This window comes from Candidatus Benthicola sp. (genome assembly GCF_058719085.1).
On record NZ_JBZQEK010000151.1, the window covers coordinates 1 to 16544 of the forward strand.

The 16544-nt window shown below is 66.8% G+C and carries 18 protein-coding genes; 17 read left to right on the forward strand and 1 reads right to left on the reverse strand.

Going from position 1 to position 16544, the window contains the following annotated elements; all coding sequences use genetic code 11:
* A partial coding sequence (locus AC36XV_RS11180) for an ACT domain-containing protein (protein WP_492203767.1) occupies window positions 1-228 on the forward strand: 228 nt, incomplete at its 5' end.
* A 51-nt stretch (window positions 229-279) separates the two neighbouring features.
* Here AC36XV_RS11180 and AC36XV_RS11185 read toward each other — a convergent pair.
* On the reverse strand, window positions 280-885 hold the full coding sequence (locus AC36XV_RS11185; RefSeq protein WP_492203768.1) for a hypothetical protein: 606 nt from the start codon (window positions 883-885) through the stop codon (window positions 280-282).
* 126 nt (window positions 886-1011) lie between these two features.
* Here AC36XV_RS11185 and uvrB point away from each other — a divergent pair, with 126 nt between their 5' ends.
* From uvrB to AC36XV_RS11265, 16 genes are all read left to right on the forward strand, one after another.
* The gene (gene uvrB / locus AC36XV_RS11190) at window positions 1012-3057 is read left to right on the forward strand and encodes an excinuclease ABC subunit UvrB (RefSeq protein WP_492203769.1); all 2046 of its coding nucleotides are present in this window, start codon (window positions 1012-1014) and stop codon (window positions 3055-3057) included.
* The gene (tsaE, locus tag AC36XV_RS11195) at window positions 3054-3554 is read left to right on the forward strand and encodes a tRNA (adenosine(37)-N6)-threonylcarbamoyltransferase complex ATPase subunit type 1 TsaE (RefSeq protein WP_492203770.1); all 501 of its coding nucleotides are present in this window, start codon (window positions 3054-3056) and stop codon (window positions 3552-3554) included. The genes uvrB and tsaE overlap by 4 nt, the downstream gene beginning before the upstream one ends.
* A complete protein-coding gene (gene tsaB / locus AC36XV_RS11200) occupies window positions 3548-4222 on the forward strand; it encodes a tRNA (adenosine(37)-N6)-threonylcarbamoyltransferase complex dimerization subunit type 1 TsaB (protein WP_492203771.1) in 675 nt (224 codons plus the stop codon). Before tsaE ends, tsaB begins: the two co-directional genes overlap by 7 nt.
* A 2-nt stretch (window positions 4223-4224) precedes the next feature.
* Window positions 4225-4701 (forward strand): ribosomal protein S18-alanine N-acetyltransferase, encoded by a 477-nt coding sequence (gene rimI / locus AC36XV_RS11205; RefSeq protein ID WP_492203772.1) that lies wholly within the window; start codon window positions 4225-4227, stop codon window positions 4699-4701.
* A gap of 98 nt (window positions 4702-4799) precedes the next feature.
* Window positions 4800-5240 carry a single-stranded DNA-binding protein gene (locus AC36XV_RS11210; protein ID WP_492203773.1) on the forward strand — a complete coding sequence of 147 codons (441 nt, stop codon included), beginning with the start codon at window positions 4800-4802 and terminating at the stop codon, window positions 5238-5240.
* A gap of 11 nt (window positions 5241-5251) precedes the next feature.
* Window positions 5252-6403 carry a LysM peptidoglycan-binding domain-containing protein gene (locus AC36XV_RS11215; RefSeq protein ID WP_492203774.1) on the forward strand — a complete coding sequence of 384 codons (1152 nt, stop codon included), beginning with the start codon at window positions 5252-5254 and terminating at the stop codon, window positions 6401-6403.
* 174 nt (window positions 6404-6577) lie between these two features.
* Window positions 6578-7534: an NAD-dependent epimerase/dehydratase family protein gene (locus AC36XV_RS11220; protein ID WP_492203775.1), complete on the forward strand. Its 957-nt coding sequence runs from the start codon at window positions 6578-6580 to the stop codon at window positions 7532-7534.
* Entirely contained in the window at window positions 7531-8265 is a 735-nt protein-coding gene (locus AC36XV_RS11225; RefSeq protein ID WP_492203776.1) for a MotA/TolQ/ExbB proton channel family protein, read from the forward strand. The genes AC36XV_RS11220 and AC36XV_RS11225 overlap by 4 nt, the downstream gene beginning before the upstream one ends.
* A complete protein-coding gene (locus AC36XV_RS11230; RefSeq protein ID WP_492203777.1) occupies window positions 8262-8693 on the forward strand; it encodes an ExbD/TolR family protein in 432 nt (143 codons plus the stop codon). Before AC36XV_RS11225 ends, AC36XV_RS11230 begins: the two co-directional genes overlap by 4 nt.
* Window positions 8690-9376: a TonB C-terminal domain-containing protein gene (locus AC36XV_RS11235; protein WP_492203778.1), complete on the forward strand. Its 687-nt coding sequence runs from the start codon at window positions 8690-8692 to the stop codon at window positions 9374-9376. The genes AC36XV_RS11230 and AC36XV_RS11235 overlap by 4 nt, the downstream gene beginning before the upstream one ends.
* Before the next feature lie 13 nt (window positions 9377-9389).
* Window positions 9390-10739, forward strand: a complete 1350-nt coding sequence (locus tag AC36XV_RS11240; RefSeq protein WP_492203779.1) for a hypothetical protein — start codon at window positions 9390-9392, stop codon at window positions 10737-10739.
* Window positions 10740-10890: 151 nt separating this feature from the next.
* Window positions 10891-11556, forward strand: a complete 666-nt coding sequence (gene pal / locus AC36XV_RS11245) for a peptidoglycan-associated lipoprotein Pal (RefSeq protein WP_492203780.1) — start codon at window positions 10891-10893, stop codon at window positions 11554-11556.
* Window positions 11557-11609: 53 nt separating this feature from the next.
* Window positions 11610-12344 carry a tol-pal system protein YbgF gene (gene ybgF / locus AC36XV_RS11250; protein ID WP_492203781.1) on the forward strand — a complete coding sequence of 245 codons (735 nt, stop codon included), beginning with the start codon at window positions 11610-11612 and terminating at the stop codon, window positions 12342-12344.
* Window positions 12345-12404: 60 nt separating this feature from the next.
* Window positions 12405-12914 carry a transcriptional regulator NrdR gene (gene nrdR, locus AC36XV_RS11255; RefSeq protein WP_492203782.1) on the forward strand — a complete coding sequence of 170 codons (510 nt, stop codon included), beginning with the start codon at window positions 12405-12407 and terminating at the stop codon, window positions 12912-12914.
* Between the two features lie 4 nt (window positions 12915-12918).
* Window positions 12919-13677 (forward strand): twin-arginine translocase subunit TatC, encoded by a 759-nt coding sequence (gene tatC, locus AC36XV_RS11260; protein WP_492203783.1) that lies wholly within the window; start codon window positions 12919-12921, stop codon window positions 13675-13677.
* A 5-nt stretch (window positions 13678-13682) separates the two neighbouring features.
* Window positions 13683-16475, forward strand: a complete 2793-nt coding sequence (locus AC36XV_RS11265) for an LPS-assembly protein LptD (protein WP_492203784.1) — start codon at window positions 13683-13685, stop codon at window positions 16473-16475.
* Window positions 16476-16544 lie beyond the last annotated feature (69 nt).

Below are 16544 nucleotides of genomic sequence, written 5' to 3' on the forward strand. Positions count from 1 at the left end.
CACGGGCTGTTCGCCGACATCGCGCGGTCGATCAGCGACACGGGCACCAACATCCAGTCGGCGGACATCCATTCCACCGAGGGCGGGATGACCGGCCAGTTCGTGGTCGAGGTCGAGAACCTCGCGCACCTGAAGAAGGTGGTGCGGCAGATCCGCCGGGTGAAAGGCGTCCTGACGGTGGAGCGGAAGGAGAGCTTCGGCGACAGCGACCTGACCCTGGAGGTGTAGCGAGGAGCATCCGCGGGTCCCGGAGGTGAAAGGGACCGCCGGCGAAGCCGCCTACTCGGACAGACGCGCGATCTTCGCGTCGATCTCCGCCACCTGGGACTCGATTTCCGCCATCAGGTCCATCGACCGCTGGGCCTCCGGATCGATCCTGAGGATGGCCGCGATCACGCTGTCCCTCAACACGCCGAACGCCTCCGTCACCGCGGGGTCCTGGAACGCACGGGTGAGCACGGGCCGAAGCTGTCTCTCCACCGTGGCCAGCTCTTCCGCCACGGCGGCCCTCTCCTCCGGCGTGGTCGGCCGCGGGTCCTCCTCGCCTTCCATGAGAAGGATCGGGTTCGCCATCGCCTCGAGGTCGTGACCCACCGACCGGGCCCGGTCGAGCAGCTCGACCGCCTCGGGATCGTCTCGGGCGACCACCTCGCGCAGGCTCCGATTGAAGGTGTCCTGCGCCTGCCGGACCCCGGGTTCCTCCAGGGCCTGCTTCTGGGCACTCCGGATGACGTCCTGAACGGAGGAGAACTGATTGATCAGGACGCGTCGCTCGCTCCTCAGCTGCGCGAGCTCTTCTTCGTGCTGTGAGGACCCGCCCGTACACGCGGCGGTGGCCGCGAGGAGCGACAGCAGGGCAATCGATGGGCGAAGGCTTGATATCATGAGGTCCCCGGTCCGGCCCTTGTACGAGCGAAAGCGAGGCCGCAACGTGAGCGGCGCGCCGTGTCCCGTCAAGCGGATCCGGCACGAGCCGGAGACCCGCGGACCGGACCGTCCAGAGAGGAGCCCGTGACGTCACAGCGCTTCGACATCCAGCTTCCGTTCGAGCCGACCGGGGATCAGCCCGAGGCGATCCGGGCGCTGGCCGATGGGGTTCGGCGGGGCGAGCGGTGGCAGACGCTGCTCGGGGTCACCGGCAGCGGGAAGACGGTCACCATGGCCGGGGTCATCCAGGAGACCGGCCTCCCCACCCTGGTGATGAGCCACAACAAGACGCTCGCGGCGCAGCTGTACGGGGAGCTGAAGCAGTTCTTCCCGAGCAACGCGGTCGAGTACTTCATCTCCTACTACGATTACTACCAGCCCGAGGCCTACGTCCCCACCACGGACACGTACATCGAGAAGGACGCCTCGATCAACGAGGACATCGACCGGCTTCGCCTGCGAGCGACTTCCTCGCTGATGGAGAGGCGCGACGTGATCGTGGTCGCCTCGGTGTCCGCCATCTACGGGCTGGGAGACCCGCGCTCCTACCGTTCCCAGATGCTCACGCTGGAGGTGGGTCAGAGGATCACCCGCCGGGACATCCTCTCGGGTCTGGTGCAGATCCAGTACGGCCGCAACGATCTCGATTTCCGGCGGGGGACCTTCCGCGTCCGCGGGGACGTGATCGAGGTCCTTCCGGCCTACGAGGAACAGGCGGTCCGGATCGAGCTGTTCGGGGACGAGGTGGAGCGAATCACCAAGATCGACCCGATCACCGGAAAGGCGATCGCTTCGCTCGCGCGGACGGCCGTGTTTCCGGCGACGCACTACGCGGTGGACCCCGATCGTCTCCAGCGGGCGATCGATGGCATCCTGACCGAGCTGGAAGCGCGGCTCATGGACCTGCGCGGCGACGGGCGTCTGCTGGAAGCGCAGAGGCTCGAACAGCGAACCCGGTTCGACGTCGAGATGCTGCGCGAGATCGGCGTATGCCCCGGCATCGAGAACTACTCGCGGTATTTCGACGGACGGGAGCCGGGCGATCGCCCCTACTGTCTGCTCGACTACTTCCCGGAGGATTTCCTCGTGGTGGTCGACGAATCGCACGTCACGGTCCCGCAGATCGGGGCCATGTACACGGGCGATCGCAGCCGCAAGACGACGCTGGTGGAATACGGCTTCCGGCTGCCGTCCGCGCTCGACAACCGACCTCTCAACTTCGAGGAGTGGGAGGAGGTCGTCCCTTCGGTACTCTTCGTGAGCGCGACGCCGGGCGACCACGAGCTGACCCGTTCGGAAGGGGTGATCGTGGAGCAGCTGATCCGTCCCACCGGTCTGCTCGATCCGAAAGTCGAAGTTCGGCCGGTCAGCGGACAGGTGGACGACCTGCTCGAGGAGATTCGCCTGCGGACGGCCCGCTCGGAGAGAATTCTGGTGACGACGCTCACCAAGCGGATGGCCGAAGATCTGTCCGAGTACCTCGCGTCGCGCGGGGTCCGGGTCCGCTACATGCACAGCGACATCAACTCGATCGATCGGGTCGAGATCCTTCGGGAGCTGAGGCTCGGGGTGTTCGACGTGCTCGTCGGGATCAATCTTCTGCGGGAGGGACTGGACCTGCCCGAGGTGTCTCTCGTGGCGATCCTCGACGCGGACAAGGAGGGATTCCTGCGCTCCGAGACCTCTCTGATCCAGACGATCGGCCGCGCGGCCCGAAACCTGGACGGGATGGCGGTGATGTACGCGGATCGGGTCACCGGCTCCATGGAGCGCGCCATCCGGGAGACCGACCGTAGACGGGCGATTCAGGCGGAATACAACGAAGAGCACGGGATCGAGCCCCGATCGATCGTGAAGTCGGTGGAGCAGATCCGCTTCACCACCTCCGTGGCGGACGCGCGCGTCGCGGAGCGGGGGGCGGAGGGGGAGGGCTACGGTGGGGTCGATCCCGCGGAGCTGGCCCAGCGCCTCGAGGCGGAGATGAAGGAGGCGGCCCAGTCCCTCGACTTCGAGCGGGCCGCCCGGCTGCGGGACGAGCTCTTCGAGGTGAAAACCGCCATGGACACGGCCGGGGGACGCCGCCGGCGCTCCCGGAGTGCTGGCCGACCGGGCCGCCGGGGGTCCCGGTGACGGAGCTCGGATCCGTGGAGACCCGTTTCGAGCCGACCGAGCCCGAGCTCGAGGCATGGGGCAGGGAAGTAGGTCGAACGGCCCTCGAGCACGGGGTGTTCGTCTGTCTGTACGGCGACCTGGGGGCCGGCAAGTCGACTCTTGCCAGAGCGGCGTGCCGGGGGGCCGGCGTCGACGGACCGATCCCGAGCCCCACATTCACTCTGGTGAACCTCTACCTCGGAGCCGGTGAGGCGGCGGTTCGGCACGCGGATCTGTATCGGATCGAGGATCCGAAGGGACTCTCGGACATGGGCTGGCAGGACCTGGTCCAGTGCGAGGAGGTGGTGTTCGTGGAGTGGGCCGATCGCGCCGCGGGATACCTGCCCGAGGACCGTTGGGACCTCCGGCTGGACTTCCTCCCCGATCCGTCCCGACGGCGGATCGTTGGAAGCGTGCGGGGGTCGGCGCCCCCGCTTCCCGACCCACCCGTGAAGGAGGAAGGGCGCGGATGCTGATCCTCGCGCTCGACACGAGCACGTCCACGGGCAGTGTGGCGCTCGGGGCCGACGGAGACGTCCTGGCCGAGATCCAGCTGGATGTCCGCGCCACGCGCTCCGAGACGGTGCTTCCGGCCGTGCACTCGGTGCTGGAGCGTTTCGGCCGTACCCCCTCGGATCTCGCCGCGGTGGTCGTCGGCGGAGGACCGGGGTCCTTCACCGGGGTCCGCATCGCGGCATCGCTCGCCAAGGGCATGTGCCACGCCCTGGGCCTCGAGATGTATGCGTATTCCAGCCTCGCTGCGGTCGCGGTGGGAGCGAACGCTTCGGGACCGGTGTGCAGCCTGTTCGACGCCCGCAGGGGCCAGGTCTACGCCGGCGGATATCGCGTTCATCCGTCTTTCGAGGAGTTGCTGGCCCCCAGGGCCTCGGCCGTGGAGGAGGTCCTGCAGGATCTGGAGGATCCGGCCGCGTGGGTGTTCACCGGCGATGGAGCGGGGCTGGCGGAAGACCGGATTCGTTCGGCCGGCGGAGTCGTGACCGACCCGGAGATGTGGCCTCCGCGTGCTTCGGCCCTGCTGTGGCTGGCGGAGACCGATCCGGATGCCGGCCGGGTGCCCGATCCGGCGACCTGGGAACCGGGGTACGTCCGGGCACCGGGGGCCGAGCGAAGCCAGGGAGGCTAGCGTTGCCGCGGCCGGAGAGCACCGACCCGATCGCGGTCCGTCGGATGCGGGCGGCGGACCTGCCGGAGGTCATGCATATCGAGAGAAGATCGTTCACGGCGCCTTGGGAGGAGGCCACCTTCCGGGCGCTGATGCGTCGTCCGAGTGCCGCGCTCCTGGTCGCGGAGAGAAACGACAGGGTAGCGGGATACTCGGTGTTGTGGTTTGCGGCCGACGAATCGGAGCTCGGGGACATCGCGGTCCTGCCGGAGCTGCGCGGGACGGGAATCGGGAGACATCTGCTTCGCGAGAGCCTCCGGGTGGCGAAGGCGCGGGGGGCGCGATCCCTCTATCTCGAAGTCCGGCAGACCAATGCCGTGGCGCGGCGCATGTACGAAACGGATGGATTCGAAATCGTCGGAGTGCGAAAGAAGTACTACTCGGAGCCGGTGGAAGATGCGATCGTGATGAGGCTGGATCTGCACGATCGAGCGCGTTGACACGTGAAGGAAGCGCCGTCTAGTTTCGATGGGTTGTGGGACTCGGTTCCGCGCGCGGGCTTGGATTCTTCTATGTATCATTATAATAAGAGGATAGGATGTCACGCTCTCTCAACAAGATTCAGTTGATTGGAAATCTCGGACGCGATCCCGAAGTCCGGGTGACCTCTTCCGGCACGAGGGTTGCTTCGCTGTCCGTCGCCACGAGCCGCGAATGGACGGACCGCAGCGGCGAGCGGCAGGAGAAGACGGAGTGGCACCGGGTGTCCTGCTGGGACAAGCTCGCGGACGTCTGCGAGCGTTACCTGCAGAAGGGCGACCGGGTGTACATCGAGGGCAGTGTGGAGTACCGACAGGTGGAGCAGGACGGGCAGGTGCGTTACTTCACGGATATCCGGGCGCGGGAGATGATCATGCTCGGGGGTCGTGGAGACCGGGCCGACTCCTACTCGGAGCCGCGTGCCCAGCGACCGTCCCGATCCAGCATGGATGACTTCACGGACGACGCTCTCGCCGGAGAGGACGACCTGCCCTTCTGAGGAGGCAGAACATGAACAGGGTGACCCGCGCTCTCGCGACGGTTCTGGCGGCCAGCTCGATCGTGGTTTCGCCGGCCTTCGCCCAGCAGAGCGATGCGACCCACGAGGTACGTTCCGGGGACACCCTGTGGGATCTCGCGGCACGCTATCTGGCGGATCCGTTCCGCTGGTCCGAGCTCTATCGGCTCAACGCCGCACTGATCGAGGATCCGCACTGGATCTACCCCGGAGAGACCCTGCGACTCCCGGGAGGCGACCGGGGAGAGCCGGCCTCCGCGAGGAGCTCGGCTGCGAGGCTTCGGGCCACGCCTGCGGCCGGCGCCGAGCCCGGGGTTCGTCAGGATCAGGAAGCGCCCTCCACGCCCGGCCGCTCGTTCGGGCCGCCCGGAGAGTACCCGGAGGGCTCGGTGTTTCGATCGGATCCCACGGCGTCCGCCTACGGCAACCTCGCCATCGACGAGTCGGCGCCGCGAAGGGTCGTATCGGGGAGCGACTTTCACGGGGCGCCGATCGTGTCGGACCCCAGCCGCTTACAGCCGGTGGGCGTGACGATGCGCGTGGTGGCGGAGGCGCACCCCCATATCAAGCTGCCTACGACCGTCCGGATGAACGACGAGATCGTGCTGCAATTGACCGATGCGAACGTCTCGCTCGGCGACCGCCTCAAGGCCGTTCAGTGGGGCCGGACCCTCGGGAACGAAGGAACCGTGCTGTATACGGTGGGCGTCGTGCGCGTGACCCGGACCTACCCGACGCGGGACAGCGCACGGGCCGAGGTCGTACAGCTGTTCGGAGACTATCGGGTCGGAGACGCCATGCTTCCGGTCGAGGACTTCTCGATCGAGCCGGGGGAACAGTCCGAGCCCGAGGAGGGCGGCCCGGTGGGCAGCGTTCTGGCGTTCACCGAGGACCAGGTGATCCTGGCTCCGGGTGAAACCCTGTTTCTCGACATCGGGACCGCGGACGGGATCCACGTGGGGGACCTCGTCGCCGTGTTTCCGCTCGGCCAGGTCCCGGAGACGGCCTTTGCGGAGGATCGAATCTCGACGGTCCGGGTGGTGCACGCGTCGCAGGCTACGTCGACCGCGCGGGTCACCGAGGTGCTGGATCCGGCCATGCGACCGGGAGACCCTGTCCGTAGGGTGGAGCGCATGCCGCAGTAGCGCCACTTCGCCTCCGGCCCCGATGGAAAGGAAGCGTCCCGCCGGCCGGCGGGACGCTTCGTTCATCCCGGTCCGGTGTCTTTCGGCGCGCGGCGGCGGCAAATAGCTTGGCCGCGGCCCCGTGCAGAAGGGCGCGCGGGCCGGTACCGGAGCACTTCTCGAGGATGGACGCGGATGTCGAAACAGAGTGGGAGGGCACTGGTCACGGGCGGAGCCGGTTTCATCGGCTCCCATGTCTGTGACGTCTTCGCCGCGGACGGGTGGTCGGTCACGGCGTTGGACGACCTGAGCTCCGGGCGCAGGGAGAACGTGTCGGAGGGGGTCGAGCTCGTCGTCTCCGACATCCGCTCTGCGGAAGCGGCGGAGCTCGTACGCGGTGGCGGCTTCGATCTCATCAGCCACCACGCCGCGCAGATCGACGTTCGCGTTTCCGTGAACCGGCCCGAGCACGACGCGTCGATCAACGTCATGGGCCTGTTGAATCTGCTGGAGGCCGCCGTGCAGGGCGGCGTCCGCCGGTTCATCTACGTATCATCCGGCGGTGTCGTCTATGGTGAGCCCGAGGACCTTCCCGTGGTGGAAACGGCGCCGAAGCAGCCTCTGTCACCCTATGGCGTGAGCAAGCTCACGGGCGAGCACTACCTGCATTTCTATCGCCACATCCACGGGCTGGAAGGCGTTTCGCTACGCTACTCCAACGTATTCGGCCCGCGGCAGGATCCGCACGGCGAGGCCGGGGTCGTGGCGATCTTCGGGCGCGCGGTTCTGGAGGGCCGACCGATCACTGTGTTCGGGGACGGGGAACAGACGCGCGACTACGTGTATGTGGGAGACGTGGCGCGGGCCAACCTGCTGGCCGCGACCCTCGACCTCTCGGGTGCGCAGACGATCGACGATGTGGCCTTCAACGTGGGAACGGGTGTGGAAACCAGCGTAAACGAGCTTGCAAGAGCGATCATGAGGGTCACGGATCGCGAGGTACCCGTGGAGAGGGCTCCGGCCCGTCCGGGTGAGCTGCTTCGGAACAGCCTCCAGCCGGCGAAGCTGATGAGCCGGTCGTGGCGCCCCGAAGGGAGTCTCGAGGACGGACTCGCGGCCACATGCACGTGGATCGCGGAGGGCGGACGATGATCCCGGCGCCCACCGTTCTGCCGTGGCTTCAGCAAGCTCGTTCGATGACCGGAAGCCCGTGGGACCTCATCCTGCATGCCACTCCGGTCACCAAGGTCATCCTGATCGTGCTCGCTGCCTTCTCGCTCGCCTCCTGGGTGATGATCTTCTGGAAGTGGTCCGAATTCAGGAAGATGCGGCAGCAGGGCGACTCCTTCGTGGCCGGTATGGAAGCGGCGACCGGGCTGCGGGACGTGTATCAGACGCTCACCCGGCTCGCCGAATCGCCGTACACGCGGGTGTTCCGCCGGGGCGTCAACTTCTTCACCGAGTTGCGTCCGACCGCCTTGCGGGAGGACGGACACGAGGCGCCGGGTCTTTCCTCCGCCCAGCTGGACACGCTCCGTCTGGTGCTGGAGAAGGAGCTGGCCGAAGAGCGGGACGACCTGGCGCACGGACTGCCCTGGCTCGCCATCATCGGTTCCGTGAGCCCGCTCCTCGGCCTCATGGGCACCGTCGTGGGAGTCATGAACTCCTTCATCGGGATCACCTCCCAGGGCTCCGCCAACATCGCGGCCGTCGCGCCGGGGATCGCCGAGGCGCTGGTGACGACCGTGGTCGGCCTGGCCGTCGCCATTCCCGCCGTCATCGCCTACAACCACTATGCCGCGAAGCTGGGCCTGTTCACCGGTGAGCTGGAAGGCTTTGCGAGCGAGTTCGTCGGAACGCTGGCCAGGGAGGGTCGGGTATGATCGGAGGTCGTCTCGGGGGCGGACCCGAGAACGGTCTTCAGGTTCGGGCGGAAATCAACGTCACGAGCCTGGTGGACGTGGCGTTCACCCTGCTCGTGATCTTCATGATCACCGCGCCGATCCTGCAGGGAGGGGTCGAGGTCGCCGTGCCGAAAGCACCCTCTGCCCCGCTTCAGGTTTCCGAGGGTCTGGTGATCACGGTCGATCGGGGGGGGCAGATCTTCGTGGATGACGATGCCTTCACCCGCGAGGAGTTCGCGGCCACGATCGTCCAGCTGGTCGAGCAGCGCGGCGGCCCCACGGTGTACGTGAAGGGAGATCGCGACGTTTCGTATGGAGCGGTTCTCTGGGTGATCGGCAAGCTGAAGGAGTCGGAGATCGATGCCGTCAGCCTGATCGCCGAACCGGATTCTGACCGCGGCCCGTGAGCGCCGAGGCACGCTGGACGACCGGCGCCCGATCCCGGCACCGGCTGCCGCCGGGGGCGGTGATCGCCTCCACGATCCTCCATGCGGCCGTGGGGATCTCCATGGCAGCCGCCGGAGCCTGGATGGCTCCGAGAGCCCTTCCGGCGCAGACGTTTCGGGTCCACCTGGTCGCCGCATCCGACCCCACCGCCCCGATGCGACTGAAGCCGGAGCCGGCCAAGGTCGCGGAGGAAGAGAATCGACCGCCACCGCCCGAGCCGACCCCGGATCCGAAGCCGCGGACCGAAGTGCCTACGGTGGTGGAGCAGCCTCCTCCCGTCGAGCCGTCGAAGGAGCCCGCGCGGGGCCCGGAGGAAGGGAACGATCCGATCAACGTCCAGCTCGAGGGTGCGGCTTTCGTAGACCCGAGGTATCTGGAGAACATCATTCTCCAGGTCCATCGGTACTGGCGGCCGCCGACCGGGAATCGCCACCTTCGTGCAGAGGTCGTGTTCACCATCCACCGGGATGGATCGACGAGCGACCTCGAGTGGGTGCAGCGGTCGGGCGACCTGGCCTTCGACCTCGAGGCCCGCGGCGCCGTGGAGGCAGCGGGAAAGGCCAAGGCGTTCGGACCGCTGCCGGATGGGTGGCCCCGCGATCAGCTCAGAGTGTCGTTCTTCTTCGATCCAGCTTCTCTGTGAGGTGAGTCGAGTGATGAGGGGACGGAAGCGATCTGCCATTGCGCTCGCGATGTTCGGCCTGCTCTGCGTGGCCGGCGCGGCGCGCGCCCAGGACCCGGGCGACGTGCGGGTGGGCATCACCTATTCACCGGGCTATCTGCCGGGACTGGTGATGACCGAGGTAGGGTCTCAGGCCGGACTCGATGACATGGCGGTCCGTGTGGACACGATCCTGCGCCGGGACCTCGACTACGCCGACCGCTTCCAGATCATCGCGGTTCCGGAAGACCTCCCGACCGCGGGTCCGGTGAACTACGGTCTGTGGAACCAGCTGGGAGCGGTCTGGCTGGTCGTGTCCGAGCTGACCGGCACCGCGGCGCAGCCGGTGCTGCGGGTGAGCCTCCACGATGTGGTGTTCTCGGAGCTGAAGGAGGTCAAGGCCTTTTCCCTGCCCCGACCGGACCAGCCGGACTTCCGGATGGCGGTTCACCGTGTGGCGGACGAGGTCGTGTTCTGGGCCACCGGAGAGCCGGGGATCGCGGCGACCCGCATCGTCTTCCGGCGTATGGTGACGCCCACGGCCTCCGACCTGTTCATGATCGACAGCGACGGATACAACCTGCAGCGACTGACCCGGGAAGCCGCATCGCACGACAGTGCCATCGTTCTCTCGCCGGAGCTTTCGCCCGATGGCCGATTCCTCGCCTACGTGTCGTATCGATCCGGGAAACCCGTCATCTACGAGAGGGACATGGTGACCGGGGCGGAGCAGGTGATCTCGGACGTCGGCGATCTGAACATCACCCCGGTGTACTCTCCGGACGGGAAGCGCATCCTGTACGGTCGAACCCAGGATGACCACACGGAGCTGTTCGAGATCCAGCGGGATCCGCTCTGCTGCACCCGGCGCGTCACCTACACCTCGACGGGAGAGACCATGGGCGGGACGTACTCGCCCGACGGTCGGTCGATCGCCATCACGTCGACACCTCTCGGGAATCCCCAGATCTACGTTCTCGATCTTCAGCGGGGCGGGGATCCAGCCATCGTGAGCCGGTACGTGTTCGGCGAGCGAGGCTACGCGACGTCACCGGACTGGTCTCCTCGGGGCGATCGAATCGCGTACCACACCTGGGTGCAGAGCTGGTTTCAGATCGTGACGGTCAACCCGGACGGGTCCGATCGCCGCATCCTGACATCTCAGGGCAGCAACGAGGACCCGAGCTGGGCGCCGGATGGACGGCATCTCGTGTTCGCGGGAACTCTCCGCGGCTATTACGCTCTCTGGGTGCTCGACACGGTGAGCGGCAGGCTGCGGTCGGTGACCGTGAATCAGGTCGACCAGCTGCCCCAGTGGTCGGACCCGCTTCCCCCGGGACGCTGACGCCGTAAATGAAGCGGGCGCAGCGCTTGGCAAGCGCCCGCGAGGACTATAGAATACAGCGGTTCCGATGGGACCAGCTCAACCGTCACGACTGTACGAGATCCGACATCCCGATCCGGGAGTTCGCGACTCACTCAAAAGGAGCGTCAAGATGCGTCTCAATGGTAGGATCGCAGCTCTCCTGGTTCTCCTCGCCGTGGGAGTTGCCGCCTGCGGTGGGAATCCTGCGCCCGAGCCGCCCCCCGTGGTGGCCGAGACGGTGCCGGAGCCCGATGCTGACAGCCTCGCCGCGGTTCGCGCTGCGGAGCGCGAGGCGGCAGCCGCGCGGCTGTGCCAGGACGCCGCTTCGGCGATGGCCGTGGGCAATTACGACCGGGCCCGCAGCCTGTACGAGCAGGCCATGCGCGACTACGCGGGCACCGAGTGCGCGAATTCGGCCGGCGCCCAGGTCGCGAAGATCGATGCGATCCTCGTGATCCAGCAGCGGATCTTCTTCGACTTCGACAAGTCGAACATCCGGGATGACGCGGCGGCCACGCTGCAGGCGAAGGCTGACGTGCTCCGTCAGTATCCGAACGTCAAGATCACGGTGGAGGGGAACTGCGACGAGCGTGGCTCGATCGAGTACAACCAGGCGCTCGGACAGCGTCGGGCGAACGCCACCGTCCGTTACCTCGTGAGCCTCGGCCTGTCGGAAGACATGTTCAACACCGTCAGCTACGGTGAGGAACGGCCCATCGCGCAGGGTTCGAACGAGGATGCCTGGGCGATGAACAGAAACTCCGGCTTCGACATCGAGAACCTGGACGCTCTTTGATTCGTAGAGTCATCATCACGGGCTCTCTGGCCCTTCTGGGCGCGGGATGCGCCATGAAAAGCGACGTGGCTGAGCTTCAGTCCACGATGCAGGCGCAGATGCAGGCGGACCGCGCCCAGAGGGACAGCCTGATGACGGAGATCAGGCAGTTGCGATCGGTGCTGCTGGACAGTCTGAGCGTCCAGCAGCGCCGTGACATATCCGGACGGGTCGATCTTCAGAGGCAGATCGAGGATCTGGCCGTCGCCGTGACCCAGTTGACCGCGCTGACGGGAGAAACGCAGCGGCAGCTGGCGCTGCTCCAGGATGCGCAGCCCGACCTTGCGGGAGGGGCTGCGGCCGGCGCGGCCGCCGGGCTGGCGGTGTCGCCGGGCGCGGAAGGTGACAGCACCGTCGCTCCGGCGGCGACCGGTCAGCCGGAGGCCCTCTACGAGGCCGCTCTGCGCCAGTTCCGGCGGGGCTCGTACGAGACAGCCCGCGACGGACTCGATCAGTTCCTGGAACAGTACCCGGCCCACGAGCTGGCGCCGGATGCCCAGTACTTCCGTGCGGAGACCTTCGCCGAAGCCGGGGACATCGACGATGCCCTGGTCGAGTACGCGAGAGTCCTGGAGCTTTATCCCAACTCGCGCCGGGCGTCTACGGCTCTGTACAAGAGCGGGCTGATCGAGCTCGAGCGGGGCAATGTGGACGACGCCCGAACCTTCTTCGGTCGGGTCGTTCAGGGGTATCCCGACAGCGACGAGGCCGACCTCGCGGAGCGGGAGCTGACCCGGCTCCGGAACTGACCCTGCCGGCCCGGGGTTTGCGTCCCATCGCGGGTTGCCGAACCCGGACGAGGAGGACGCGTGCGCTGCCCCACCTGTGATCACATCGAAGACCGCGTCGTGGACTCGCGACTGAGCCGCGGCGGTCGGGCCATCCGGCGCCGACGCGAGTGTCTGGGGTGCGGGGGGCGTTTCACGACCTACGAGCTCATCGAACGGGAACCGCTGACCGTCCGCAAGACCTCCGGCACGATCGAGCCTTACGATCGCCACAAGCTTTTTCGCAGCATACGGATCGCCTGCGCAAAGCGCCCCGTGTCCCTGGCCGAGATCGAGGACATGGTCGACTCGATCGAAGAGTCGATCGAGGCCTTCGATGACCGGGAAGTGGGCAGCGAGGCGATCGGCGAGCTGGTGATGCGGCACCTGCAGGGAGCGGACCAGGTGGCGTACGTGCGGTTCGCGTCCGTGTACAGGAACTTCCAGGACACGACGGAGTTCATGGAGGAAGTTCGGGAGCTGGTGACGCGGGCGCGGTACAGGGCCCGCGGCCAGCAGGAGCTCTTCGACGCCTCCGACGAGAGCGAATAGCGGTATGGGTGCCGACCCGGCGGAGATGCCCTTCCTGGATCACCTCGAGGAGCTGAGGCGCCGGGTCATCTGGTGTCTCGTCGCCCTCGTGTTGCTGTCGATCGTCGGGTTCTTTCTCGTCACGGAGGCCGGGATCCTCGAGATCCTCGAGCGTCCCTTCAACCAGGTGCTTCCGGACGAGGGGCTGCGCTACACGAGCCCCACGACGCCCGTCGTGATCACCTTCAAGCTGGCGTTCGTCGTCGGCTTCATCCTCTCCCTCCCGGTGATCGCCTATCAGACCTGGGCCTTCTTCTCGCCGGCTCTGTACGAGCACGAGAAGAAATACGTGGTTCCGGCCATCAGCGTGGGGTTCGTGCTTTTCCTGTTCGGGATCGCGATGGCCTACTTCCTGGTGCTGCCGCTCGGCCTGAGGTTCCTGATCGGCTTTCAGGCCGAGACCCTGACTCCGATCATCACGGTCGACGAGTATCTGCGGTTCGCGACCCGGCTGATACTCGCCTTCGGGCTCATCTTCGAGATGCCGGTGGTGCTGGTCCTACTGAGCTTCATGGGCCTCGTGACCCCCGCCGGGCTCCGGAAGTACCAGCGACACGCGCTCGTCATCCTGGCCTTCGCTTCCGCCCTGCTCACGCCCGCGGATCTCGGCACGATGTTCATGCTTCTCGTGCCCATGGTGCTGCTGTACGAGCTGTCGATATGGCTCGTGCGGATGGTTGGGGGCGGCCGTGCGAGGGCCGGGGAGCCGGCCCCCGACTCCTGATCACCATGGGCGCGCTCCGTTCGGCATGGCTCGCCACCCTCCTGCTGTTGATCGCCGGGTCCGTCTCGGCCCAGGAGACGGATCGGAATCTTCGCGATCGGCTCGACCGGAACCGACTGCTGCGGGAGCCCGGGCTCGCACCGGACGACACGATTCCGGGTGACACGCTCGGGGTGGCCGCGGACACGATGCCCCGCGTGGACATCGAGGCCCGCCGACAGGGTCTCGAGACCGAGGGCTATCCGGCTCGGGACGACATCTTTCGCCAGCTCAAAGACCTTCCCGGCTTCATGGTGTTCGAGTACCGCGGCCAGGAGGTGCGGCTGGGGGTCGAGGAACAGCGGATCGGCCTCCTCGGCGATGCGCAGGTGAACCGGGGGCCGGACGTGCTCACGGCGGACACGATCCTCTACCGCGGCAACGTCCGCTTCATGTCGGCGATCGGCAACATCGAGCTGGTGGGCGCGGATCAGAAGGACGTGCAGAGCGACTCTCTGCTCTACTACGATCTCGCGAGCCTCAAGGGAACCGTGTTCGGCGCGGAGACGCAGTTCGCGCAGGGCGCGACGACGTGGCGGGTGGTGGGCGACGTCATCCCCAAGGCGCAGGACACCGTCTTCGCATCCAGCGGGGCGTTCACCTCGTGCGACGTCGAGATGCCTCACTACCGGTTCCAGGCGGGCGAGATCAAGCTCGTCAACCGGGACGTGATCGTGGCCTGGCCGGTGGTGCTCTACGTGAGCCAGGTGCCGGTGTTCTGGCTTCCGTTCTTCGCACAGGACATCCGACCCGGGAGGAGGAGCGGGCTCCTGCCGCCGCGATTCGGATTCAACGACGTGGTGCAGACGTCGGGAAGCACGAGTCGCAACGTCACGGACTTCGGATACTACTGGGCGATCAACGATTACACGGACTTCGCAGCGTCGGTGGACTGGTTCAGCGGCAACTACACTCGTCTCAACGGCATCTTCCGGTACCGATTCCTGAAGAAATTCATCCGCGGGAGCGTCGCGTACGGTCAGACGTTCAGCGAGACGGGCCAGAACCTGACCTTCGGGCTCAACCACGACCAGGATCTCGGCCTCGCCACCACGCTGCGGGTGTCCGCGCGCTACGTGCAGGATACACGGACGTTCCAGGACCAGACGTTCGATCCACTTCTCCAGACCCAGACGATCGATTCGGACGCGGGCCTGAACCACCGGTTCTCGTTCGCGAACGTCTCCGTGTCCGCCCGCCGCCGTCAGTTCCTGACGAGCGAGAAGATCGACCTCACGCTACCCCGATTCAGCCTCAGCTTCTCTCCGGTCACCCTCTTTGCGGCCCCCCGCTCGCGGGAAGGCCTGTTCAACAACATGACGTTGAGCGGCTCCGGCAATTTCAGCCGTCAGAGCACCAGCGAGCCGCTGACGACGGACCGGGACAACACGAACGCGAGCTTCTCCGGAGGGCTGCGCCTGAAGCAGCTGAATTTCTCGGGAGGGGCTCGGTACAACGAGGTGAAGACCGTCGACGAAGACTCCACCGGGGTGGAGCTCCCGGCCGAGACCGTCCGCCAGCTGGACTGGAATGCGGGCATCGACTATCAGGTCAACCTGATCGGCTCCACGACGCTGCGTCCCAACATCCGATGGAGCGGCGGCTATTTCCGCTCGGAGGATACGGGTTCCTTCGTCAGCGTCCCGACGCAGATGGCCGTCGGTGCCACCCTGAGCACGGACGTATTCGGCTTCTATCCCGGCTTCGGGCCGTTCAACCGCGTCCGTCACAAGTTCTCGCCAGGCTTCTCCTGGGCGTATGCGCCCTCCGTGAGCGTGGATTCCGCCACCGCTTCCATCCCCGGGTTTCCGGTGGATTCCATCAAGGCGCGAAACACCCTGTCCTTCACCCTGCGCCAGACCTTCGAGGCCAAGGTGCGGGGGAGAGCCGAGTCCGGAGCCGGGGCACCGGGCCGGGGCACCGACCTGCCGCCGGAGCTGGGTGGGGCGCAGCAGATGGTGGAAGCGGCCGAGGCGGCAGGGGACAGTCTCCCCGCCGACAGCCTCATGGAGGTGGACCTTACGGGTCCCCCCACCATGCCGCCCCGTGACCGCGTCGTAACGCTACTCGCGCTCAATTCCTCCGCCCTCGTGTTCGACTTCGAACGAGCGAAGCTCGGCGAGCCGGCGCTGATCTCCCCCACCATATCGAACAACCTCACGTCCGATCTGCTGCGGGGGTTCACGGTCAACATGACCCACCGCCTGTTCGAGGGGACGGGGGCGGACCGGAAGTTCAACCTGAGCCTTCAGCAGATCGCTCTCAGCTTCAGCCTGCGTTCGGGGACCAGTCTGGGAGACCTGGTCGGACTGGGAGGGCCGGAGCGCAGATCTCCCGCCGAGCGCGCCTCCGGTCGGAGGGACATCGAGCCCGGGCCGGACGCCCGCAGCGGGCTCAAGGAGTTCTACGACGCGGACCGCACCGACCCGTTCGAGGAAGAAGGCGGTGGGCCCTGGACGCTCAGCGTGCGCTACTCCCTCGTCCGGCCGCAGACCGAAGGGGGACTCGAAAGCCAGACCCTGGCGGGCACGCTCGCGTTTCACCCCACGCCAGGTTGGGCGGTGCGCTGGTCCACCCAGTACAACATCACGACCGGAGACTTCGGCCAGCAGCTGATCACCCTCGATCGTGACCTGCACCGATGGCGGGCATCCTTCCAGTTCGCCCGGGCGCCGAACGGAAACGTCATCTTCTCCGTGGGCGTGCACCTGACCGATGCGCCCGACCTCAGGGGCGACTACAGGCAGCAGACCAACTGATCGGCGGCGCCGGAGCTTCGTGGCCGGCTTCTTGAAAGGAAGATCCGGGGAGGGTGCGTCGAATTCCGC